General features: G+C 67.3%; 23 protein-coding genes. 16 read left to right on the plus strand and 7 right to left on the minus strand.

Features of this window, described 5'->3' with window-relative positions; all coding sequences use genetic code 11:
* Window position 1 precedes the first annotated feature (1 nt).
* From LGN19_RS08905 to LGN19_RS08920, 4 genes are all read left to right on the plus strand, one after another.
* A complete protein-coding gene (locus tag LGN19_RS08905) occupies window positions 2-760 on the plus strand; it encodes a TIGR00730 family Rossman fold protein (RefSeq protein WP_122949165.1) in 759 nt (252 codons plus the stop codon).
* 391 nt (window positions 761-1,151) lie between these two features.
* A complete protein-coding gene (locus tag LGN19_RS08910) occupies window positions 1,152-1,448 on the plus strand; it encodes a hypothetical protein (protein WP_226214062.1) in 297 nt (98 codons plus the stop codon).
* A 170-nt stretch (window positions 1,449-1,618) separates the two neighbouring features.
* The gene (locus LGN19_RS08915) at window positions 1,619-2,611 is read left to right on the plus strand and encodes a GlxA family transcriptional regulator (protein WP_122949163.1); all 993 of its coding nucleotides are present in this window, start codon (window positions 1,619-1,621) and stop codon (window positions 2,609-2,611) included.
* A 149-nt stretch (window positions 2,612-2,760) separates the two neighbouring features.
* Window positions 2,761-3,324 carry a tautomerase family protein gene (locus tag LGN19_RS08920; RefSeq protein WP_122949162.1) on the plus strand — a complete coding sequence of 188 codons (564 nt, stop codon included), beginning with the start codon at window positions 2,761-2,763 and terminating at the stop codon, window positions 3,322-3,324.
* 258 nt (window positions 3,325-3,582) lie between these two features.
* On the opposite strand, the gene LGN19_RS08925 is transcribed toward LGN19_RS08920, so the two are convergent.
* Entirely contained in the window at window positions 3,583-4,515 is a 933-nt protein-coding gene (locus tag LGN19_RS08925) for a LysR family transcriptional regulator (RefSeq protein ID WP_226214064.1), read from the minus strand.
* A gap of 239 nt (window positions 4,516-4,754) precedes the next feature.
* On the opposite strand from LGN19_RS08925, the gene LGN19_RS08930 reads away from it, so the two are divergent.
* The 3 genes from LGN19_RS08930 (at window position 4,755) to LGN19_RS08940 (ending at window position 7,002) form a co-directional block, all read left to right on the plus strand.
* Window positions 4,755-5,138, plus strand: a complete 384-nt coding sequence (locus tag LGN19_RS08930) for a cupin domain-containing protein (protein ID WP_226214066.1) — start codon at window positions 4,755-4,757, stop codon at window positions 5,136-5,138.
* A gap of 62 nt (window positions 5,139-5,200) precedes the next feature.
* Window positions 5,201-6,004, plus strand: coding sequence for an SDR family NAD(P)-dependent oxidoreductase (locus LGN19_RS08935; protein ID WP_226214067.1), 804 nt, complete (start codon window positions 5,201-5,203; stop codon window positions 6,002-6,004).
* A 26-nt stretch (window positions 6,005-6,030) separates the two neighbouring features.
* Window positions 6,031-7,002: an aldo/keto reductase gene (locus LGN19_RS08940; RefSeq protein ID WP_226214069.1), complete on the plus strand. Its 972-nt coding sequence runs from the start codon at window positions 6,031-6,033 to the stop codon at window positions 7,000-7,002.
* 380 nt (window positions 7,003-7,382) lie between these two features.
* On the opposite strand, the gene LGN19_RS08945 is transcribed toward LGN19_RS08940, so the two are convergent.
* Window positions 7,383-7,562: a hypothetical protein gene (locus tag LGN19_RS08945; protein ID WP_226214070.1), complete on the minus strand. Its 180-nt coding sequence runs from the start codon at window positions 7,560-7,562 to the stop codon at window positions 7,383-7,385.
* Window positions 7,563-7,851: 289 nt separating this feature from the next.
* Window positions 7,852-9,378, minus strand: a complete 1,527-nt coding sequence (locus LGN19_RS08950; RefSeq protein WP_226214071.1) for an AMP nucleosidase — start codon at window positions 9,376-9,378, stop codon at window positions 7,852-7,854.
* A gap of 129 nt (window positions 9,379-9,507) precedes the next feature.
* On the opposite strand from LGN19_RS08950, the gene LGN19_RS08955 reads away from it, so the two are divergent.
* From LGN19_RS08955 to LGN19_RS08975, 5 genes are all read left to right on the plus strand, one after another.
* Complete coding sequence (locus tag LGN19_RS08955; RefSeq protein WP_021160838.1) at window positions 9,508-9,903, plus strand: hypothetical protein; 396 nt, start codon at window positions 9,508-9,510, stop codon at window positions 9,901-9,903.
* A gap of 102 nt (window positions 9,904-10,005) precedes the next feature.
* The gene (locus LGN19_RS08960) at window positions 10,006-11,004 is read left to right on the plus strand and encodes a homoserine kinase (protein ID WP_226214072.1); all 999 of its coding nucleotides are present in this window, start codon (window positions 10,006-10,008) and stop codon (window positions 11,002-11,004) included.
* Window positions 10,995-11,804, plus strand: coding sequence for a BPSS1780 family membrane protein (locus LGN19_RS08965; protein ID WP_122949154.1), 810 nt, complete (start codon window positions 10,995-10,997; stop codon window positions 11,802-11,804). The genes LGN19_RS08960 and LGN19_RS08965 overlap by 10 nt, the downstream gene beginning before the upstream one ends.
* A 187-nt stretch (window positions 11,805-11,991) precedes the next feature.
* On the plus strand, window positions 11,992-12,444 hold the full coding sequence (locus LGN19_RS08970) for a MarR family winged helix-turn-helix transcriptional regulator (RefSeq protein WP_226214074.1): 453 nt from the start codon (window positions 11,992-11,994) through the stop codon (window positions 12,442-12,444).
* A gap of 156 nt (window positions 12,445-12,600) precedes the next feature.
* Complete coding sequence (locus tag LGN19_RS08975) at window positions 12,601-13,020, plus strand: organic hydroperoxide resistance protein (protein WP_011355825.1); 420 nt, start codon at window positions 12,601-12,603, stop codon at window positions 13,018-13,020.
* 113 nt (window positions 13,021-13,133) lie between these two features.
* Here the strand turns inward: LGN19_RS08975 and LGN19_RS08980 are convergent, their stop codons facing one another.
* Window positions 13,134-13,310 carry a DUF3563 family protein gene (locus LGN19_RS08980; RefSeq protein WP_080741415.1) on the minus strand — a complete coding sequence of 59 codons (177 nt, stop codon included), beginning with the start codon at window positions 13,308-13,310 and terminating at the stop codon, window positions 13,134-13,136.
* 81 nt (window positions 13,311-13,391) lie between these two features.
* On the minus strand, window positions 13,392-14,501 hold the full coding sequence (locus LGN19_RS08985; protein ID WP_226214076.1) for a PHB depolymerase family esterase: 1,110 nt from the start codon (window positions 14,499-14,501) through the stop codon (window positions 13,392-13,394).
* Between the two features lie 248 nt (window positions 14,502-14,749).
* Here LGN19_RS08985 and LGN19_RS08990 point away from each other — a divergent pair, with 248 nt between their 5' ends.
* From LGN19_RS08990 to LGN19_RS09005, 4 genes are all read left to right on the plus strand, one after another.
* Window positions 14,750-15,448, plus strand: coding sequence for a phosphatase PAP2 family protein (locus LGN19_RS08990; protein WP_122949150.1), 699 nt, complete (start codon window positions 14,750-14,752; stop codon window positions 15,446-15,448).
* A gap of 136 nt (window positions 15,449-15,584) precedes the next feature.
* On the plus strand, window positions 15,585-16,385 hold the full coding sequence (gene modA, locus LGN19_RS08995) for a molybdate ABC transporter substrate-binding protein (protein WP_226214077.1): 801 nt from the start codon (window positions 15,585-15,587) through the stop codon (window positions 16,383-16,385).
* A 10-nt stretch (window positions 16,386-16,395) separates the two neighbouring features.
* Complete coding sequence (modB, locus tag LGN19_RS09000; protein WP_226214081.1) at window positions 16,396-17,073, plus strand: molybdate ABC transporter permease subunit; 678 nt, start codon at window positions 16,396-16,398, stop codon at window positions 17,071-17,073.
* Between the two features lie 64 nt (window positions 17,074-17,137).
* Window positions 17,138-17,839: a sulfate/molybdate ABC transporter ATP-binding protein gene (locus tag LGN19_RS09005; RefSeq protein ID WP_122949147.1), complete on the plus strand. Its 702-nt coding sequence runs from the start codon at window positions 17,138-17,140 to the stop codon at window positions 17,837-17,839.
* Between the two features lie 168 nt (window positions 17,840-18,007).
* On the opposite strand, the gene LGN19_RS09010 is transcribed toward LGN19_RS09005, so the two are convergent.
* Window positions 18,008-18,844 (minus strand): TOBE domain-containing protein, encoded by an 837-nt coding sequence (locus LGN19_RS09010; protein WP_226214083.1) that lies wholly within the window; start codon window positions 18,842-18,844, stop codon window positions 18,008-18,010.
* Between the two features lie 48 nt (window positions 18,845-18,892).
* A complete protein-coding gene (locus LGN19_RS09015) occupies window positions 18,893-20,530 on the minus strand; it encodes a CHAD domain-containing protein (RefSeq protein ID WP_226214085.1) in 1,638 nt (545 codons plus the stop codon).
* Window positions 20,531-20,560 lie beyond the last annotated feature (30 nt).

Below are 20,560 nucleotides of genomic sequence, written 5' to 3' on the forward strand. Positions count from 1 at the left end.
TATGAACAAGAGAAAAGTGATTCCGAGTCTGCGTTCGCTCGCAGATCAAGAACGCGCGACGGCCAAGAAGGCGCGCGCATCGTGGCAGATGTTCACGATTATGGCAGAGTTTATCGAGGCGACCGAGTACCTGTCGGAGATCCGCCCGGCTGTCAGCATCTACGGTTCTGCCCGTCTCAAGCCCGATACACCGCACTACAAGCTCGCCGCGCAGATCGCGCGCAAGCTGTCCGATGCCGGCTTCGCCGTGATCTCCGGCGGCGGCCCCGGCATCATGGAAGCCGCGAACAAGGGCGCGCACGCCGGCAAGGCGCCGTCGGTCGGCCTGAACATCGAGCTGCCGCACGAGCAGGCCGGCAACCACTACCAGGACATCTCGCTGCGCTTCCGCCACTTCTTCACGCGCAAGGTCACGTTCGTGAAGAACTCCGATGCGGTGATCGTGATGCCGGGCGGCTTCGGCACGCTCGACGAACTGTCCGAAGTGCTCACGCTGATCCAGACGAAGAAGTCGCGCCTCGTGCCGATCATCCTCGTCGGCAGCGAGTTCTGGAAGGGGCTGCTGCAGTGGTTCCGCGATCAGCTGATCCCGATGGGCCTCATCAATCCGGAAGACATGGATCTGATGCAGGTGATCGACGATCCCGACCAGGTGCTCGACGCGGTGCTCGCGTTCTACGAGGACAGCGGCGAGGAAGAAGGTTCGGACGACGACGGCCATCCGCCGCGCCCCGAAGAGGACCGGATGTTCTATCTGTAATCCATCCGTGGCGACCGCCGGCCCGACGGCCGGCGTACCGCTCCCCGCGCGGCAGGCATGGCGATCCCGCCATCTGCCGCGTGTCACTTTGTAACGCGCCGTTAATCGCGCTTCGCGGCCGCACGCCGCCGAATGTCAAATCCGCCCAGCCGGTGCTGTGCGACGCGCGCGCAATCATCCGTACATGCGGGCCGCCATTGTCAAATGACGCGGCCCGACACCCGTACCCCGCGCCTGCAGGCCGCCAATCCGCCGTAACAAACCCGCCTCGCATTTTCCGCCGCGCGCCAGCACACTGCATGTGTCGGTGCGGCGTTCCCCCCGGTGGAACGGTCCCCCTCGCTTCCATCGCGTCGCGCCGGCCTTTTACAACGACATCACGGAAAAGAACATGCAACGCTCGCTGATCGCCCTTGCCTTCGCCGGCCTCGGCCTTTCGCTGTCCGGCCTCGCCCACGCCGTCAACGTCGACGTCAACATCGGCACGCCCGCACCGGTCGTCGTCGCGCCTGCGCCCGTCATGGTCGCCCCGGCGCCCGCCGTGATCGTCGGCTGGCATGGCGACCGTTACTACGACGGCCACCGCTACTGGGAACGCCGCGAGTGGGAAGACCACCAGCGCTATCGCGGTCACGACGATCGCGGCTATCACTGCCCGCCGGGACACGCGAAGAAGGGTGAGTGCTGAGCGACACAGCACAGCCGCTCGACGCATCCAAGGCCGCCCGTGCGCTTCGGCGCCGGGCGGCCTTTTGATTGTCGAGCACCGAGCGCATGCATCGACATGCCTGACGACCCGCGGAATCGCTCGGTACCGGATGGTAGTATTGCCCTTGTCCGAGGCCATTTCCGCCACTCATGCCGCTCATCCGAATCTGGGTTGTCGACCAGGCCCTTGCATCCGGCGTCGCCGCGCCGACCGACATGCTCACGGCGGCCAACCATCTCGCCTCGACGACTTCGCAGGGCCGCACGAGCGCACCGTTTCGCTGGCGCGTCGAATCGATCGGCGGGCGGCCGGTGCGCGCGACCTCCGGCCAGATCATCCCGGTCGATGGCGCGATCGACGGCAGCAGTCCCGCCGACGCGATCTGGCTGACCAGCCCGTTCGTCGCGGATCTCGAGCGGCTGCTCGATCGGCCCGCAGCGCTCGCGCCACTGTTCGACGCGCTGCGCCGGCAACACGCGCGCGGCACGCTGATCGCGACGTACTGCACCGGCACGTTCCTGCTCGCAGAGGCCGGCTTGCTCGACGGCCGTCTTGCCACGACGCACTGGTCGAAAGCATCGAGCTTCCGCGCACGCTATCCGGACGTCGCACTGCGTGCGTCGGACATCCTGACCGAGCAGGACGGCATACTGTGCGGCGGCGCCGTCACCTCGTACCAGAATCTCGCGCTGCGAGTCATCGACAAACTGGCGAATGCGCGCCTTGCCGCGTCGGTCGCCAGGCTCATGCTGATCGACATGAACCGCGTCTCGCAGGATTCGTTCATCGACCTCGACCGCATGGGCCATCGCGGGCACGACGATGCAACCATCGCGCGCGCCCAACGCTGGATGGAAAAGCACCTGCGGGAACCCTTCAGCCTCGCCCGGCTGAGCGATCACGTCGCGATGAGCGAACGCACGCTCCATCGCCGCTTCAGGGACGCCGTGGGCGCGCCGCCGCTCAGGTATCTGCAGACACTCAGGATCGAAGTCGCGAAGCGGCTGCTCGCGGAAACGAAGCTCGCGATCGACACCGTCTGCGAGCGCGTCGGCTACGCGGACATCAGCGGCTTTCGGCAATTGTTCAAGCGCGAGACCGGCATCTCCCCCGGCGAATATCGCCGTCGTTTCACGCCCTGACCGCGCGCAACAGGCATCGGACGCGATGTCGGCATTGGCATCGTCGAATGGCAGTTTCGCCACTCTGCGCGCCAGCATGAGGTTCGTACACTGGATTCACGTCGCCCCGCCTCGGAGCGACACCCTCTCCACCGAACCAGGACACCATCATGCCGATGATCGACGTATACATTCCCGAAGGTGCGCTCGCACCGCATGCCGAAGCACAGCTGATGGAAGAACTGACGGACACGCTGATCCGCCACGAGGGACTCGATCCCGACAATCCGCGCGTGCGCGACGTGACCTGGATCTTCGTCCATCGGCCGGCGGCCGTGTATCGCGCCGGGGCTGTCGCGCCTGCGCCGATCTACCGGATCGTGCCGACCGTGCCGGAAGGCCAGTACACGGACGCCGCGCGTGCCGGGCTGATTGCGGACGTGACCGCCGCCGTGGCTCGCGCGGAAGGCGTGCCGGTCGACGCCATTGCGACGCGCGTGTGGGTCTTTCCATCGGAAATCGACGACGGCCGCTGGGGCAGCCGCGGCGTCGTGCGCCGCCTGCCGGACATCATGGACTATTTCGGCGGCGCGCCGATGCGGGCGCTCGGGGAACAGCGGCTGGCGGTCAAGCGGCGCACGGATGCGATCACGATGCTCGAAGCCGCGCTCGCCGCGATGCGCGAGACGCATCAAGGCCCGTCGCACGTTCGCATCGCCGAACCCGCGTATTGATGCTCGGCGAGCGCGTGCCGGCTCCCGGCACCCGAACCCGGCGTCATGCAATGCAGGCATCTGCAGCGCGCACAACCGCGCGGCGCCCTTGCCCGGCCGGCCGCCCGGGTTCGCGTTGTACGTGACGACGTCGCACGTCCCGACGAACGCGCCGATCGTGGCCGTGACGGCTGTCATTGCCTGCCGGGACGCCTGAAGAAACGCGCGCGGAGCAACGACGCGCAGCCGCCCGGTGGCGCGTCCGCGATCAGGCGCGCGTCATGCCGGCGCGTCCGCAAACGAAAGCGGTGCCAGATCCGGATGCGCGCCAAGCCGGGCAGCGAGGAAATCCATCAGCAAACGGCTCCTCCGCGGCAGGTGCATGCGCTGCGGCATGCACAGGTGCAGGCCGTAACGGCAGGTCACGTGCCGGGTCAGCAGCGGCACGAGACGCCCCTCGCGAATGTGCGCGTGGACCGAATAGCCGAAGAACTGACCGATCGCGGCGCCGCTCAGCACCGTGTCGAGTTCGGCATCGATGTCGTTGGTCGCGATGAACGGGTCGATCTGCCGTGCATCGACACGACCATCAACCAGGAATTCCCACGGAAACGGCTTGCCCGTGCGCGGATACAGGAACGCGGTGCAACGATGATCGCGCAGCGCGTCGATCGTCTGCGGCTCGCCGTGGCGACGCAGATACGCAGGCGCCGCGCAGACGATCAATTGCAGATCGGCGATGCGCCGTGCAACGAGCCCGCTATCGGGCAGATTGCCGGTCCGCACCGCGATGTCGATCCGCTGTTCGACGATGTCGGCCATGTCGTCGCTGACGATCAGTTCGGCCGTGACACCCGGCTGACGGTCGCAGAATTCGCCGAGCAGCGGCGCGAGAAAGCGCCGGGCCAGCGAATACGGCGCCGCAACACGAATCGTGCCGGTCGCGTGCGCCTGATCGTCGTCGAGCATGCGCAGCGCGCTCTCCAGTTCCCCGACAGCACCGCGACACTGTGCAAGCAGACGTTCGCCTTCGAGCGTCAGCACGATCCCGCGTGTCGAGCGCTGGAGCAACCGCACGTTCAACAGCGTTTCCAGTGCAGCGACCTGCTTGCTGGCCGCTTGCGGCGTCATGCCCATCTCGCGGGCGCCCGCGCTGATGCCGCCCGCGGCCGCGATACGGACGAATACCGTCAGCGCCTTCAACCGATCCATTCGCAACTCCCGTCAAGCCCGGAACGCCCGGGCAATCATCCACGGCATCGCAACGCCTGTCCGACCGGTTGAATCGGTTTCAACCGGTCGGATGCTATTCGCGCGGCACCCGGCTTCGCACAATGGCGCTGTCTTCGATACCCGGGCCGAAACGGCCTGCCGCCATGAACACACTTTCATTTTCAGCCGTTTCGCGAGCCGCCGTCGCGGCCGCATTGATCGTCGCTGGTTCGCCGCGAGTGACGGCACAGGAAACGGACGCGGGCAGCCGCGTGGCCGAAACGGTGCTGCTGCAAACCACGCGCGCGTGGGACGGTTCGCGGTATCGGGCCTATCCGTCAGGACAACCGGAGATCACGGTCGTACGCTACACGATTCCGCCGCACGCGGTATTGCCGTGGCATACACATCCGTCGATCAACATCGGCTACGTGCTGTCGGGCCACCTCACCGCCGTGCGCCGCAGCGACGGCAAGCGGCTGGCGCTCGGCCCCGGCGACGTGGTGCCGGAAATGGTCGACGGCGCCCATCGCGGCGAGACCGGCGACGAGCGCGCCGAACTGATCGTGTTCTACGCCGGTACGCCTGGCGCGCCCCTGACGGTGCCCGACCGCCAGGACTAAGCACCTCGACCCTGCGCCGGCCAGCCGGCCGGCTCGTTTCCCTTCACCTGGAGCAACTCGTCATGTCCGATTCACGGAGCCTGTCAATCTCTTCCGCCGCGACGCGGCCCCGGCTCGACGGACGCGTCGCGCTCGTCACCGGCGGCGGCACCGGCATCGGCCGGGCGGCCGCGCTCGCATTCGCGCGTGAAGGCGCCCGCGTCGTCGTTGCCGGACGGCGCGCGGCGCCGCTCGACGAGACCGTCCGCGCGATTACCGAGCGCGGCGGCGAAGCCTTCGCGATAACCATCGACGTCGCCTCCGCCGATGGCGTGCGCGCGCTCGTCGACACAACGATCGGACGCTACGGCGCATTGCATGCGGCATTCAACAATGCGGGTACGGAAGGCACGTTCGCGCCGATCGTGGAACAGACCGAGGCCGACTTCGACACGGTGATCGCCACCAATCTCAAGGGTACGTGGCTGTCGATCAAGTACGAAATGGAGGCGATGCTCGCGCACGGCGGCGGTGCGATCGTCAATACGTCGTCGTGGCTCGCGAAAGGCGCGCTTGCCGGCTCATCGACCTATTCGGCCAGCAAGGGCGCGCTCGATGCGCTGGTTCGCGCGGTCGCGCTCGAAGGCGGCCCGCACGGCATCCGGATCAACAACGTGAACCCCGGCATCATCGATACGCCGATGGCGCGCCGTTTCGGCGACGACGAGATGTTCCGCCCGTTCGCCGCATTCACGCCCGCCCGGCGGATCGGCACGCCCGAAGACGTGGCCGACGCGGTCGTCTGGCTTTGCAGCGACGAAGCGCGCTTCGTGACGGGCGAATCGCTCCTGGTCGACGGCGGCTACACGATCGGCGGCATGCGCTGACCGGCGCTGCCACGGAGGAAGAACCGATGGAATACGTGAGACTGGGAAGGTCCGGGCTGAAGGTATCGAAGCTGTGCCTGGGCTGCATGACCTACGGCGATCCGTCATGGCGCCCCTGGGTCGCGACCGAGGAGGCAGCCCGCCCTTTCATCCGCACGGCACTCGATGCGGGGGTGAATTTCTTCGACACGGCCGACATCTACTCGGGCGGCGAGAGCGAGCGCATTCTCGGGCGCGCGCTGCGCGATTTCGCGACGCGCGACGACGTGGTGATTGCAACCAAGGCGTTCTTTCCAACCGGCGACGGGCCGAATGCGCGCGGGCTGTCGCGCAAGCATCTGCTCACCAGCATCGATGCGTCGCTGCAGCGCCTCGGGACGGATTACGTCGATCTCTACGTGATCCACCGGTTCGATCCGGACACGCCGATCGAAGAAACGCTCGATGCGCTCGATACCCTCGTGAGGAGCGGCAAGGTCCGCTACCTCGGCGCGTCGTCGATGCATGCGTGGCAATTCATGAAGATGCTCGCGTTTCAGCGGCATCACGGACTCGCCCGATTCGTGTCGATGCAGAGCCAGTACAGCCTGATCTGCCGCGACGACGAGCGCGACATGCTGCCGCTTTGCGTGGAAGAAGGGATTGCCTACACTCCGTGGTCCCCGCTCGGCCGCGGGCTGCTGGCCGGCTCGCGTGATGCGTCGACGACGCGGGCCGCAACCGACCAGCAGATGGTGTCCTGGTACGACGGGCGCGACGCGGTCGCGGCGACCGTCGATGCGGTCAGGCAGGTGGCGCAGGCGCGCGGGGTGGCGCCTGCGCGGATCGCGCTGGCATGGGTGCTGAACCGGCCAGGCATCACCGCGCCGATCGTCGGGTTGTCGAAGCCGCACCACTTGGGCGATGCGCTCGCGGCGCTCGATCTGACGCTCGACGATGCTGAAAACGCGTTGCTCGAGGTCGCGTTCAATCGAACGGTTGAACCGGTGCAGTGGTAACGGCGATGCGGGGAACTGGCCCGGTTGAAGGCATGCGCTGCGCGAAGACAACGGAACGTGCAGCCCGCGCCACTGGAGCACATGCAGTTCAACGCACCCAGCTGATGCCGCCGACGGCGACGCAGACGAATACCGTCACCGCCTTCAATCGATCCTCCGTGCCGGACACGCCTTCATGGCGCCGCTCAGAACGGAGACCGTAGCGATCACAATGACGAGAAAAATGCGGTGGCTGATGAACGATGAAATCTCGAGGCGACAGGTGTCTCGATCGGGTTTGCGCAGTAGAGGTCGCTCCCTCGCGCCATTGACGCGCTCCCTTCTCTGTCGCTATCCAACCCGCGGACGAGGCGCACCCAAGGGTGGGCACGCCTGTTTCATCACTTACACCAACACGGTCGGGCAGTAGGGCCGACCACCGCGACCGGTTTGCAAGGATTGGACGGGCCGATTACCGCGACCGGTTTGCAAGGCGGCTTGGATGGGCCGATCACCGCTTGGGCCATTGCCGACAGAGATGCGGTGAGCATCAGGGAAGCCAGCAGGATTTTGATTTTCATCGGGTATGTCTGCTCTCAATATGATAGGTATCAATTGGATCGACTATTCGCCGTTCCTTCGTGCGGGCGTCGGATAACGCCACGCAGGAAAGCATATTCCCGATGACAAGGACAACCTATAGGACAACTTCCAAATTGGAGAAAATGGTCACGTGCTAGTACGAAGGCCGTGATGCGGCCACGACGAGTGCCCAGGCGACCAGACGGGTGACACGGCGCGGGGTGACACAGGCTCGCGCCTGCCGCCGTGAAGCCGGCAGGACATCAAAATCCCCGCAAGCCGTGCGCGTTACTGGAACGCCACTTCCGCAAAACTCCGCAGCTTCCGGCTATGGAGCTTGTCGAGCCCGTTCGTGCGCAGGATCTCCATCGCTTTCACGCCGATCTGCAGATGCTGGTCGACCTGCCCGCGATAGAACGTGTCGGCCATGCCCGGCAACTTGAGCTCGCCGTGCAGCGGCTTGTCCGATACGCACAGCAGCGTGCCGTACGGCACGCGGAAGCGGAAGCCATTCGCGGCGATCGTCGCGCTTTCCATGTCGAGCGCAACCGCACGGCTTTGCGACAGCCGCTGCACCGGTTCGCGATGGTCGCGCAACTCCCAGTTGCGGTTGTCGACGCTCGCGACCGTACCCGTGCGCATCACGCGCTTCAGTTCAGCCCCCTCCAGCCGGGTCACGTCGGCCACCCCGCGTTCGAGCGCGAGCTGCACTTCGGCGAGCGCCGGAATCGGCACCCACAGCGGCAGATCGGCATCGAGCACGTGATCCTCGCGCACGTAGCCGTGTGCGAGCACGTAGTCGCCGAGACGCTGCGTGTTGCGCAGACCCGCGCAGTGACCGAGCATCACCCACGCGTGCGGACGCAGCACCGCGATGTGATCGGTAATCGTCTTCGCGTTCGACGGGCCGACGCCGATGTTGACCATCGTGATCCCGCTGCCGTCGGCGCGCTTCAGGTGATACGCGGGCATCTGCGGCAGGCGCGGCGGCGCGTTGCCCTCGGCCGGCTCGCTGCCGAGGTTCGCGTTGTAGGTGACGACATCGCCCGGCTCGACGAACGAACTGTACTGGCTGCGGTACGCACGCACCTCGGGATCGTCGCTCTCCGTCATCACCGTGCGGCCCAGCTTCACGAACTCGTCGATGTAGAACTGGTAGTTCGTATAGAGCACGTAGTTCTGGAAATGCGTGGGCGACGTGGCCGTGTAGTGGCGCAGCCGGTGCAGCGAGAAGTCGACACGCGCGGCGGTGAACAGCGCCAGCGGATGCGGCTCGCCCGGCGCCGGCTCGAACGTGCCGTTGACGATGCGGTCGTCGAGATACGACAGGTCGGGCGTATCGAAGATGTCGCGCATCGCGAGCAGACGATCGCGGTCGAGCTCGCCCTCGAGATGGATGCCTTCCGGAAACGCGAAATGGATCGGAATCGGCTGCGACGACACGCCGATCTCGATCTTCACATGGTGGTTCTTCGCGAGCAGGCGCAGTTGCTCGCGATAGTAGTTCGCGAAGAGATCGGGGCGCGTGACCGTCGTCTCGAATACGCCGGGGCCGGCGACGAAACCGTACGAGCGGCGCGAATCGACGTGCGTGTTGACGTCGGTGCGGATCCGTACGAACGGGTAGCACGCGCGGACGTGCTCGGTAATCGGTTCGTGACGGCGATAGCGCGCAAAGGCATCGCGCAGGAAGCCCGTGTTCGTGTCGTAAATGGCGGACAGCCGCGCGACGGCGGCGATCGGATCGTCGAAAGCCTCGACCGACGGGCTTTCGGGCGTCAGCGCTCGGTGCCGGCGGCTCAAATCGTTCTTCATTTTCATCACCTCGTCTGATCTGACGACATTACCACGGAACCCGGTCACGCTTATGGCCGCCCCTGCGCACGCGAGGGCCGGAAGGGGCGCAGTATTTGCTAAAATCGATGGGTTCACTGGAGACTCATCATGAAGCCGCTCATTCTCGTCGTCGCTGCCGCCGCGTTTGCCGCCGCCAGCGCCGCTTACGCCGCCGGCGGCACGCCTGACGCCGACGCGCAGGCACGGGCCGAGGCCAACGAGGCCGCCGGCCTGCCCGATCTCCGCAAGATCAACCGGCCGGGCGCCGAAGTCACGTCGAAAGTCGACTTCGCCGACATCCGCCGCACGCCGAGCTTCCACGAAAAGAGCAAGAACGGCACCGAAGTCACCGAGTACCGCGATCGTGGCAAACCGGTCGAAATCGACGTGAAGTCGAACTTCGGCACGCGCTACCAGATGAGCTCGACGCCCGACACGTCGCCGAAGCCGCACGACGCGGGCATCCCGATCACGCGCCTGCCGTCGCTGAACCTGCGCTACTGATTCCGGGGCGCGCCGCACCGAACGCCGCGCGCCACCTTCCCTTCACCTGTTGTCGCGCCGCACGCCGTCCGCGTGCCGACACCCTGACCTGACGCATCCCGCATGGCCGTTTTCACTGCTGTTTCCGACTCCGATCTCGCGCAATGGATGCGCCACTACGAACTGGGCGACGTGCTTGCGTTCCGCGGCATTCCGTCCGGTATCGAAAACAGCAATTTCTTCCTGACGACGACGCGCGGCGAGTACGTCCTCACGATCTTCGAAAAGCTCACGGCAGAACAACTGCCGTTCTACCTCGACCTGATGCGCCATCTGGCCGGTCATGGCGTGCCGGTGCCGGATCCGATCCCGCGCGACGACGGCGCGCTGTTCGGCATGCTGCACGGCAAGCCGGCCGCGATCGTCACGAAGCTCGACGGCTCGGCTGAACTCGCGCCGGGGGTTGAACACTGCATCGAAGTCGGGCAGATGCTCGCGCGCCTGCACCTCGCCGGCCGCGACTATCCGCGCCACCAGCCGAACCTGCGCAGCCTGCCGTGGTGGCAGGAGAACGTGCCGGCGATCGCGCCGTTCATCACGGATGAGCAGCGCGCGCTGCTGGAAGGCGAGCTCGCGCACCAGGCCAGCTTCTTCGCGTCGGACGACTACGCGGCGCTGCCGGCCGGGCCGTGCCATTGCGACCTGTTCCGCGACAACGTGCTGTTCGCGCACGCGGCGCCCGGCACCGGCCACGACGTGCGGCTCGGCGGCTTCTTCGACTTCTATTTCGCAGGCTGCGACAAGTGGCTGTTCGACGTCGCGGTCACGGTCAACGACTGGTGCGTCGACCTCGCGACCGGCGTGCTCGACGTCGCGCGCGCCGACGCGCTGCTGCGCGCGTACCAGACCGTGCGGCCGTTCACGGCCGAGGAGCGCCGCCACTGGAGCGACATGCTGCGCGCGGGCGCGTACCGCTTCTGGGTGTCGCGCCTGTACGACTTCTACCTGCCGCGCGCGGCCGAGATGCTCAAGCCGCACGACCCCGGCCATTTCGAACGCATCCTGCGCGAGCGTATCGCGCATACGCCCGCGCTTCCCGAGATCCAAACCGCATGCAACTGATCGAAGTGCCCGCCAAAACGGGCTATGTCTGGTTCCGTCAAGGCGTCTGGCTGTTCCGCCGGAACCCGCTCGCGTTCATCACGCTGTTCTTCACGTACCTGCTGGCGATCACGCTGATATCGATGGTGCCCGTGATCGGCTCCGCGCTGCCGCTGGTATTCATTCCCGGCGTCGCGGTCGGCTTCATGGCCGCGTGCCGCGACACGGTGGCCGGCAAGCCCGTGATGCCGACGATCCTCGTCGACGGCTTCCGCTCGTACGGCACCGTCGCGACCCAGCGGCTGCTCGTGCTCGGCGTGATCTACGTCGCCTCGATGGTGCTCGTGTTCGCCGCTTCGTCGTTCGTGGACGGCGGTGCGCTGTTCCACGTGATGATGGGCGCGGCGGACGAAGCCAGCACGACGCCGGAAGCGCTCGCCGCGCAAGGCACGCTCGGTGCGCTGTTCTTTGCGACGCTGCTGTACCTGCCGGTCGCGATGCTGTTCTGGTTCGCGCCGGTGCTGGTCGCGTGGCATGACGTCCCGCCCGCCAAGGCGCTGTTCTTCAGCGTCGTCAGTTGCTGGCGCAATCGCGGCGCATTCGTCGTGTACGGCGTGCTGTGGTTCGGCGTCGCGCTCGGCACGTCGCTCGCGCTGTCGCTGCTGCTGCAGGCGCTCGGTGCCGGCGCCTATGCGCTGACGATCATGATGCCGGTGACGATCATCATCGTCACGATGCTGTATTGCTCGTTCTACGCGACCTATCGCGGCTGCTTCGGCGTACAGGAGCCGGGCGCGACGACGACCACGTCGGGCCGCTGAAGTCTCTCCGGCCGGCGCGCGTCGCCGGCCTGCCGTTTCCGCGCCGGGTTGCCTCCCGGCGCCTCCTCCCTTCCCGCGCCTCCAACGGCCACCGCCCCGCGCCGGCTGCCCCCTGTTCATCCCGATCTTTTGCGCGCAAAATAATTTGCGTACAAATTGTTCGCGCGTTCACCGCGCCTTCCGAATCATGGACCGCCTGCCCCCGCTGCCCCAGACGCTCGACGAGCAACTCTGCTTCGCGCTCTACTCGACTTCGCACGCGATGACGAAGGCGTACAAGCCGCTGCTCGACAAGCTGTCGCTGACCTATCCCCAATATCTCGCGATGCTCGTGCTGTGGGAACGCGACGACATCGCCGTGAAGGACATCGCCGCGCGGCTCGACCTCGACCCGGCCACGGTCACGCCACTGCTGAAGCGGCTGGAAGCGCTCGGCTATGTCGAACGCGTGCGCAGCGCGGCCGACGAACGGGTCGTGAACGTGCGCGTGACGCCGGAAGGCCGTGCACTGAAGGACCGCGCGCGCTCGGTACCCGCCGATCTGTTCTGCGCGATGCAGCAATCCCCCGAGTTCCTGGTCAGGCTGCGCGCCGATCTCCAGCAGTTGCGCGACGCGCTGTCGGGCGCCAACGAACGCTGACAGGCGAGCCCCGGCGAACCGGCCCGGGACCGCCGGGCTTTTTCTTCAAAATTTCATTTGCACACTAATGATTTGTGTTCTATATTTTTCTCGTGGCCGGCGACATCCCGTTCGACCGGGCCGCTTTTCCTCCCTTTTCCCGACAGGAGCTGCACGATGAACATTCTGTACAAGACCAGCGCCACGAGCACGGGTGGCCGCGACGGCCGCGCGGTATCCGCTGACAACAAGCTGGAAGTGAAGCTGGCCGCGCCGCGCGAACTCGGCGGCACGGGCGCGGAAGGCACGAATCCGGAGCAACTGTTTGCCGCAGGTTACTCGGCCTGTTTCCTGAGCGCGATGAAATTCGTCGCCGGCCAGGACAAGAAGGCGCTGCCGGCCGACACGCAGGTCACGGCGGAAGTGGGTATCGGCCCGAACGATGCAGGCGGCTTCGGGCTCGATGTCGAGCTGCGTGTGTCGCTGCCCGGGTTCGACAAGGCCGACGCGCAGGCGCTGGTCGAAAAGGCGCACCACGTGTGCCCGTATTCGAACGCGACGCGTAACAACGTGCCGGTGCGCCTGACGGTCGTCTGACGCGACACAAGGCCAGGAATACAAAAAGGGCGCGTGCGGCATGTAGCCGCACGCGCCCTTTTTTGCTGCGTGACTCGCCGGAACGGCGGACCTGATTGCCCGCCCTGCGCGGCTTAGCGCGAACCGAACGAATACGGGCGGTTCATCGCCGCTTCGCGGTCGATCTTGCGCATACGGAATTCGAGATCGTAGATGTCGGTCGCATCAGCCAGATACGCCTCGGCGCGCTCTTTCGAGGCCGTTTCAGCGTTCTTGGTCAGCATCAGGAAGAGGTGGCTCAGCAGGTACATGGTTGATCTCGCAATCCAAAGGTTCTTTGACTAGGGTTTTCCCGAATTATAGGGAAAACCCTAGGCTTTGGCCAGCGTCGATCAGACGATGCGTCGTTCGGCCGCCACAGTGCGGCGTTGGGCTTCGAAAAAGGCCCAGATCATCGCGCTTGCATCGGGGCCCACCGCCGCGTGAAACGGCACGGCTTCGTCACCGCCGGCCCACGCATGGTCGAGCCCTTTCACATGGCAGAGCCGCACGACCGGCTCACCGTCGCGGCAGACATCGGTAATCTGCGCGCCTGCTTCGCGCGTCTCGACCCGTTCGCCGCCGCGCAGTGCGCCGCGGCTGTCGGCGAGCCCGTTCAGGCGCATGAACTGCACCGTGAGTTGATCGGCATTCTTCGGCGCGACGACATGATCGCCGTCGCCCTGGACGATCAGCGCGGGCATGCCCGGATACGCGGCGACATCGACCAGCGCATCGACGGCCGCGGCCGGATTCTGCCGCACGCCGCGCCGCATCACGTCCATCGCCGTGATGCCCGAACTCGCCTCGCCGAGCGCCGGGCCCGAGTGCAGCGCCACCGCCGCGAAGCGGTCGGGATGGTGCAGTGCAAGAAGCGCCGCGAGACCCGCGCCGGCCGACAGCCCCGCGACATAGACACGCGACGCGTCGAACCCGTGTTCGTCGACGAGCGCGTCGACGAGCGACGCTACCGCGTTCGCCTCGCCGCGACCTGCGCGGTCGGTGTCTTCATACCAGTGCCAGCAGCCGTGTGCGTGCGCGCGCAGCGACTGCTCCGGATACAGCACCGCGAAGCCGTGCTTGTCGGCCAGCAGGTTCATCCGCGTGCCCTGCACGAACTCGTCGACGGACTGCTGGCAGCCGTGCAGCATCACGACGAGCGGCATCGCGCCGCGCCGGCGGCCGGACGGCACGTAGAGACCATACGCGAGATGCTGGACGAGGCGCCCGAGCGCGGGTGCCATCGGATGTTCGCCGCGCGTCCACTCGCCGGCCGCCCACGCAGCCGCGCGCGGTCGCACGCGCGATTCGCGCGGCGGGGACAGATCGGATACGGCGGGAGAGGCCGCAGCCTCGAGCGCGTCGCGTGTGATGCGCTGCGCATCGCGCGCCGCGCGCTTGGCGTCGGGAGACAGCATGCGTTTCATGCCGCCCAGCCACACCTTGGTCAGACTTTTGGTCATCGATCGGGCTCGCAGTCAGGAAAAATAGGGGCACCACCGCGGATGCATCGCTCGTCTTTGTGCAATGCACCATAACATTGTTTCTGGGATTTTTCCTGCATGCCGATAGTTCCCCGCGGCGCAAAAAACGGGGCTCATGCGCACGCGGCGCTATACTGGGGTTTCGCCGCTTGTATCCGTTGTAGTCGTTCTTTCCGGCTCGCGCGTTGATTTAAGCATCTTCCCCGCCTTCGTTCGTCCCCTTCCCGATGTTCGACCTGTCGTCTCACCTGTGGATCATGATCACCGCGTTCGGCGGCGCCGGCCTGACCTTGCCGCTCGCGATCACGATCGCCGTCTGGCTTGCGCTCGGCTACTCGTGGCAGCGCGCGGCCGCGTGGCTCGGCGTGCTCGCGGCCGCGATCGGCGTGGTCGCGCTCACGAAGATCGCGTTCCTCGGCTGGGGGATCGGCATCCGCAAGTGGGATTTCACGGGGTTCAGCGGCCATGCGATGCTGTCGACGTCGGTCTATCCGGTCGCGATTTTCCTGGCGCTGATCCGCACGCGCACGCCGGTGAGGATCGCCGGCATCGCGCTCGGGCTCGCGGCCGGCGTCGCGGTCGGCGTGTCGCGCGTCGCGCTCGACGCGCACTCGCCGTCCGAATCGATCACCGGCTGTATCGTCGGCGCGATCGCCGCGCTCGCGTTCATCGCCGGTTCGTGGCGCGCGGTGCCGCACCGCTGGTCGGTGCCCGCGGTCGTCGTGAGCCTCGCGCTCGTCACCGTGGCGTTGCACGGCATCACGGTGCCGTCGCATCGGTGGGTCACCAAGGTGGCGCTGCAACTGTCGGGCCACGAGCGCCCGTTCGTCCGCGCGCGCTGGAAGGCCAACCCGAACTACCGCCCGGCATCGCAGCCGTCGTCGCTGCAGCGCACCCAATCGTCGCCGCAAACGCTCCGTACGTGACCGGCCGCCCGGCCGCCACGCCCGCCCCTTTTCAGGTCTGACCATTACATGCGCGCCATCGCATGAGCGGTATGTCGAGCGTTATAACCCGCCCTATATTACGATTACGGTTTCCACCCATTCAAACGAACTCGCCATGCGCTCAACCGTCCGTCCGCTTCGCCGCACCCTGCTTCGTCTGCTGCCGCTCGCCACGCTTGCCGCTGCCGGTATCGCGTTCAGCGCGCCCGCTTCCGCCGCCGACGAACTGGTCGTGTCGGCCGCCGCCAGCCTGACGAACGCGTTCAAGGCCGTCGGTGACGCGTACGAGAAGCAGCCCCCGGATACCAAGGTACTGTTCAACTTCGGCGCGTCGGACGTGCTGATGCAGCAGATCGCCAAGGGCGCGCCGGCCGACGTGTTCGCATCGGCCGACCAGAAGGCAATGGATCGTGCGGCCGACGAAAAGGTGATCGTGCCCGGCACGCGTCGCGATTTCGCGGCGAACTCGCTCGTGCTGATCGTGCCGGCGGACAGCAAGGCCGCCGCGCCGACGTCGCTGAACGACCTGACGGCGCCCGGCGTGAAGCGCATCGCGTATGGCGACCCGGCGTCGGTGCCGGTCGGCCGCTACACCGAAGGCGCACTGCGCACGGCCGGCGTGTGGGATGCCGTCAGCGCGAAGGGCGTGCTGGCCGCCAACGTGCGCCAGAGCCTCGACTATGTCGCGCGCGGCGAAGTCGACGCGGGCTTCGTGTTCGGCACCGACGCCGCAATCATGCCGGGCCGCGTGAAGGTCGCGCTGACGGTGCCGACGAAGACGGCCATCACCTACCCGATTGCCGTGGTCAAGGACAGCCGCCACGCCGCGCAGGCGCAGTCGTTCATCGACTTCGTCGCGTCGCCGCAGGGTCAGGCCGTACTGTCGACGTTCGGCTTCAAGCCCGCGGGCAAGTGAGCGTAGCGCGATGCAAGACGCCTGGGTACCGCTGCTGCTGTCGCTGAAGGTTGCCGGCTGGGCAACCGCGCTCGACATCGTGCTCGGCGTCGCGGCCGCGTTCATGCTCGCGCGCTGGCGCTCGCCGCTGCGCGACGTCGTCGATTCCGTGCTGACGCTGCCGCTCGTGCTGCCGCCGACGGTGCTCGGCTATTACCTGCTCGTGCTCCTCGGCCGGCGCGGCGTGTTCGGCGCGTGGCTCGACAAGCTCGGCATCGAGCTCGTGTTCACGTGGCAAGGCGCGGTGATCGCATCGATGGTCGTCGCGTTTCCGCTGATCCTGAAGTCGGCGCGCGCCGCGTTCGAAGGCGTCGATCCGCATCTCGAGCGCGCCGCGCGCACGCTCGGGCTCGGCGAAGCCGCGGTGTTCTTTCGCGTGACGCTGCCGCTTGCCACGCGCGGCATTCTCGCGGGCGCGCTGCTCGCGTTTGCACGTGCGCTCGGCGAGTTCGGCGCGACGCTGATGATCGCCGGCAACCTGCCCGGCCGCACGCAGACGCTGTCGGTCGCGATCTACGCGGCCGTGCAGGCCGGCGACGACAGCACGGCCAACTTCCTCGTGCTGGTGACGTCGATCACCTGCGTGCTCGTGCTGCTCGCGACCGGCTGGCTCGCGCCGTCGCGTGCCGCGCGGAGGCAACCGACATGAAGCGCCCGTCCGTTCCCTGTCACCCGTGTCGCGTGGCGGCCGGCCAGCTTCGGCGGAGGCCCGCATGAGCCTCGTCGTCGACATCCGCAAGACCTACGCGACCGCCGAGCGACGCTTCACGCTCGACATGTCGTTCACGGCGACGACACAGCGCGTCGTGCTGTTCGGGCCGTCCGGCGCGGGCAAGAGCATGACGCTGCAGGCGATCGCCGGCCTGCTGTCGCCCGACGAAGGCACGATCGTGCTGAACGACGAACCGCTGTTCGACGCCGCGCGCCGCATCGACGTGCCGACCCGCGAACGCCGTGTCGCGTACCTGTTCCAGGACTACGCGCTGTTTCCGCATCTGAACGTGCGCCAGAACATCGCGTTCGGGCTCACGTCGGGACTGCGCAACCCGCGTGCGAAGACGGTGCCGCCGGAAGTCGCGTACTGGCTGCAAGCGTTCGAGCTCGAAGCGCTCGCAGGGCAGTATCCGTCGCAACTGTCGGGCGGGCAGAAACAGCGCGTCGCGCTGGCGCGCGCACTGGTCGCGCAACCGCGGATCCTGCTGCTCGACGAACCGTTCGCGGCGCTCGACGGCGCCATGCGCCAGCGCATGCGTCACGAGCTCGCCGAGTTGCAGGCGCGGCTCGATATCCCGATGGTGCTGATCTCGCACGATCCCGACGACGTCGCCGCGTTCGGCGACCAGGTCGTGCAGTTGAGCGAAGGACGCGTGCAGGCGGCTCCGCCGCACGCCGAGTGGCCGACGCGCGTCACCTGAGCGCGCGAGGCCGTGGTCGTGGCAGGCACCGTTGGAGCCTGAGAGAAGCCGCGCGTAGCGGCATATGCTAAAAGCGGAAACGAAGCCGGTACCGTGCAGGCACCATGCGATGCCGGCTTCGCCCCGCCCGTCACTCGATCGTCGAAGCGCGCCGCCCTGCCTGCTTCGTCACCCCGTCACCGCAAGAATCACGCTCGACGCCTTGAACAGCGCGATCGCCGGCCGGCCTGCGTCGAGCTGCAGCGCATCGACGCTGTCGTTGGTCACGACGGCCGTCAGCGTCCCGCCGCCGTCGAGCGCCAGTGTCACCTCGCTGTTCACCGCGCCCGTCGCGACGGTTTCCACGCGGCCGCGCAGCTGGTTCCGCGCGGACACCTTGAGTTCGGGCTCGCCATCGTCGACCGCAAGCACGACCCACGACGCCTTGACGAGCGCGCATGCGTCCGCGCCAACCCGCAGACCGAGCGCGTCAGCGCTCTCGTGCGTCAGCACCGCAACGATCGGCTGTCCGCCGGGCAGCGTGAGCGTGACCTCGTCGTTGACGGTACCGCGCACGATCGATGCGACCTTGCCGAACAACTGGTTGCGCGCGCTGGTTTTCATCCCGATCCGGCCGATCAGCGCCCAGTCGACGTCGAACCCGGACACCGCCGCGCTCGCGGCCTCGATGAACCGGCGATGCTCGCGCTCGATCGTGCGGAACGCGGCGATCAGCGACGTCGCGCGCGGCGTCAGCGTCGTGCCGCCGCCGCCCTTGCCGCCCGTCGAACGCGCGACGAGCGGTTCGCCGGCGAGATTGTTCATCGTGTCGACCGCATCCCACGCGGCCTTGTAGCTGAGGCCGACGGCCTTCGCCGCGCGCGTGATCGAACCGGTGTCGCCGATCGCCGCGAGCAGTGCGATGCGCGTGGCGCCGCCGAGCGTCTGCTCGCCGGCGCGCAGCCACAGCTCGCCGCCCAGTTCGAGCGGTTCGGCGGGCGGGGAAGAATGCGGGGCGTCGGTCATCGGGATGGGTGCGGGAATCGGGCGGCCATTATAGTCAGCGCGTGCGGCTCAACCCGGCTTGCCGTCGAGCTTCGGCGGCCGCAGGCTGGCCAGCAGCGTCTCGGCGTCGCGCGCCGCGCGCTGCTCGAGCGCCGCGCCGTAGCCGCGCACGAAACCGAGCTGGTACGGCGGCGCCGCGAGTTTTTCGAGATGATGCAGCGCGACCATCGTGTCGTTCGCTTCGCCAAGCACGCTCTGCACGCGCGTGAGCGTCTTGACCGTCTCGGTACGCGTGCGACGCGACGCCAGCGACGCGAAGAATTCGAGCGCATAGCGCAGCCGCTTCGCATCGATCCGCACCTGATGGCGCGCGGCCGTGTCGAGCGACGTGAGCGACGGCGACGCGTACAGATGACCGAACAGCCGCCGCACGCGCTTCGTCGCGTGGCGTCGCAGCGAGGGTGCGTCGCCGTCTTCGGCAGGCGGCAGCGCAAGCGCGCTCAGCCATTCGAGCCAGCCGAGCGTCAGCCGTGCATAGCGGGCCGAATGCAGCGCCTGCCGCAACTCGAGCCGCGCGGCCGCGCACTGCGCGCGCGCGGCGTCGAGCGTGCCGTTCCACTCGCCGTCGCCACCGTCGGCCGCGATCAGCGCGGGCAGGCTTTCGGTCGCGAACACGTCCCAGTCGCGCACCGTGCCGAGCAGCGCGGCAAGCCAGCGCAGGTCGACGCCGAGCGTGTCGCGCCACTGGCGGTCGGCAAAGAGCGGGAAGAAGCGCATCAGCGTGCGCAGGCGGCGCAGCGCGACCCGCATCTGGTGCACGAATTCGGGATCGTCGTGCTCGAGCACACCGCCCTCGTTGCCGAGCCATTGCGCGGTGATGTCGCCGGACAGCGCGAACAGCGCGGCGCGCTGCGTGCGCACGCCGGTCAGGTCGACGAGCTTTGCCTTGACGGGCCCGTCGGTGGTCGGCTCGATCGCACATGTGCGATCGATCACGCTCGTCAGTTGTACGAATGCGGGCCACGCGCCGCTCAGTTCACGCGCCGCGGCAAACAGCGCGTGCAGCGCGGCCGTGCGCGCGGGCAGGGTTTCCCAGTCGGGCGCCGTGAGACGCAGCTCGACGAAGCGGCGCGGCGGCTCGCTACCGCGATGCAGCGTGACGTCGTCGAGCGTCATCTCGACCACGACACCGCTGTCGTCGGCCCACCGTCCGCGCCGCCGTTCGCTGACGAGGCGCAGCGCCGACGATTCCGGCTGTGCACCAACCTCCTCCGGGCGCCCGGTCGTATCCGGCGCGGCGCCGTCGACTTCGCCCGTCGCGACGACGGCCTCGGCTGCGACGGCCGCCTCGGGCACGGGTAACGGCATCGAGACGGCGATGCCCGCATGCTCCGCGTCGAACAGTTCACGCGCCGTGACACCCGGCGCAAACGCCTTCGCGCGCGAAGCGACGACCCGCCTGCCGTGCGCATTCGACTCGACCCACGTCCACCAGCTCGCGCCGGGACTCAGCTCGGCCTCCTCGATCTGGCATGGCTCGATCGTCACGCGCTCATGGCCGCGGCGCATCCTGACCTGAGGGCAGATCCGCCACGCGCGCACGAGTTCGGCGCCGAAATCACGCTGCGCGCCGCGAGCGCGACTTGCAGCCTCGACCGGCCATCCTTCCAGCGACAGCGACAACACGATTTCCAGCACACGCGACATGGAGGCTCCTGCACATGAAGAATCGCCGGC

Source organism: Burkholderia sp. AU30198 (assembly GCF_020419825.1).
GTDB lineage: Bacteria > Pseudomonadota > Gammaproteobacteria > Burkholderiales > Burkholderiaceae > Burkholderia.

Coding starts and splice junctions, on each gene's coding strand:
- LGN19_RS08980 (WP_080741415.1), bottom strand. CDS start 13,310: ATGTACCTGCTGAGCCACCTCTTCCTGATGCTGACCAAGAACGCTGAA.
- LGN19_RS08910 (WP_226214062.1), top strand. CDS start 1,152: ATGCAACGCTCGCTGATCGCCCTTGCCTTCGCCGGCCTCGGCCTTTCG.
- LGN19_RS08975 (WP_011355825.1), top strand. CDS start 12,601: ATGAACATTCTGTACAAGACCAGCGCCACGAGCACGGGTGGCCGCGAC.
- LGN19_RS09010 (WP_226214083.1), bottom strand. CDS start 18,844: ATGACCGACGCCCCGCATTCTTCCCCGCCCGCCGAACCGCTCGAACTG.
- LGN19_RS08920 (WP_122949162.1), top strand. CDS start 2,761: ATGCCGATGATCGACGTATACATTCCCGAAGGTGCGCTCGCACCGCAT.
- LGN19_RS09015 (WP_226214085.1), bottom strand. CDS start 20,530: ATGTCGCGTGTGCTGGAAATCGTGTTGTCGCTGTCGCTGGAAGGATGG.
- LGN19_RS08965 (WP_122949154.1), top strand. CDS start 10,995: ATGCAACTGATCGAAGTGCCCGCCAAAACGGGCTATGTCTGGTTCCGT.
- LGN19_RS08990 (WP_122949150.1), top strand. CDS start 14,750: ATGTTCGACCTGTCGTCTCACCTGTGGATCATGATCACCGCGTTCGGC.
- modB (WP_226214081.1), top strand. CDS start 16,396: ATGCAAGACGCCTGGGTACCGCTGCTGCTGTCGCTGAAGGTTGCCGGC.
- LGN19_RS08960 (WP_226214072.1), top strand. CDS start 10,006: ATGGCCGTTTTCACTGCTGTTTCCGACTCCGATCTCGCGCAATGGATG.
- LGN19_RS08985 (WP_226214076.1), bottom strand. CDS start 14,501: ATGACCAAAAGTCTGACCAAGGTGTGGCTGGGCGGCATGAAACGCATG.
- LGN19_RS08905 (WP_122949165.1), top strand. CDS start 2: ATGAACAAGAGAAAAGTGATTCCGAGTCTGCGTTCGCTCGCAGATCAA.
- LGN19_RS08915 (WP_122949163.1), top strand. CDS start 1,619: ATGCCGCTCATCCGAATCTGGGTTGTCGACCAGGCCCTTGCATCCGGC.
- LGN19_RS08970 (WP_226214074.1), top strand. CDS start 11,992: ATGGACCGCCTGCCCCCGCTGCCCCAGACGCTCGACGAGCAACTCTGC.
- LGN19_RS08955 (WP_021160838.1), top strand. CDS start 9,508: ATGAAGCCGCTCATTCTCGTCGTCGCTGCCGCCGCGTTTGCCGCCGCC.
- LGN19_RS08940 (WP_226214069.1), top strand. CDS start 6,031: ATGGAATACGTGAGACTGGGAAGGTCCGGGCTGAAGGTATCGAAGCTG.
- LGN19_RS09005 (WP_122949147.1), top strand. CDS start 17,138: ATGAGCCTCGTCGTCGACATCCGCAAGACCTACGCGACCGCCGAGCGA.
- LGN19_RS08950 (WP_226214071.1), bottom strand. CDS start 9,378: ATGAAGAACGATTTGAGCCGCCGGCACCGAGCGCTGACGCCCGAAAGC.
- modA (WP_226214077.1), top strand. CDS start 15,585: ATGCGCTCAACCGTCCGTCCGCTTCGCCGCACCCTGCTTCGTCTGCTG.
- LGN19_RS08935 (WP_226214067.1), top strand. CDS start 5,201: ATGTCCGATTCACGGAGCCTGTCAATCTCTTCCGCCGCGACGCGGCCC.
- LGN19_RS08945 (WP_226214070.1), bottom strand. CDS start 7,562: ATGAAAATCAAAATCCTGCTGGCTTCCCTGATGCTCACCGCATCTCTG.
- LGN19_RS08925 (WP_226214064.1), bottom strand. CDS start 4,515: ATGGATCGGTTGAAGGCGCTGACGGTATTCGTCCGTATCGCGGCCGCG.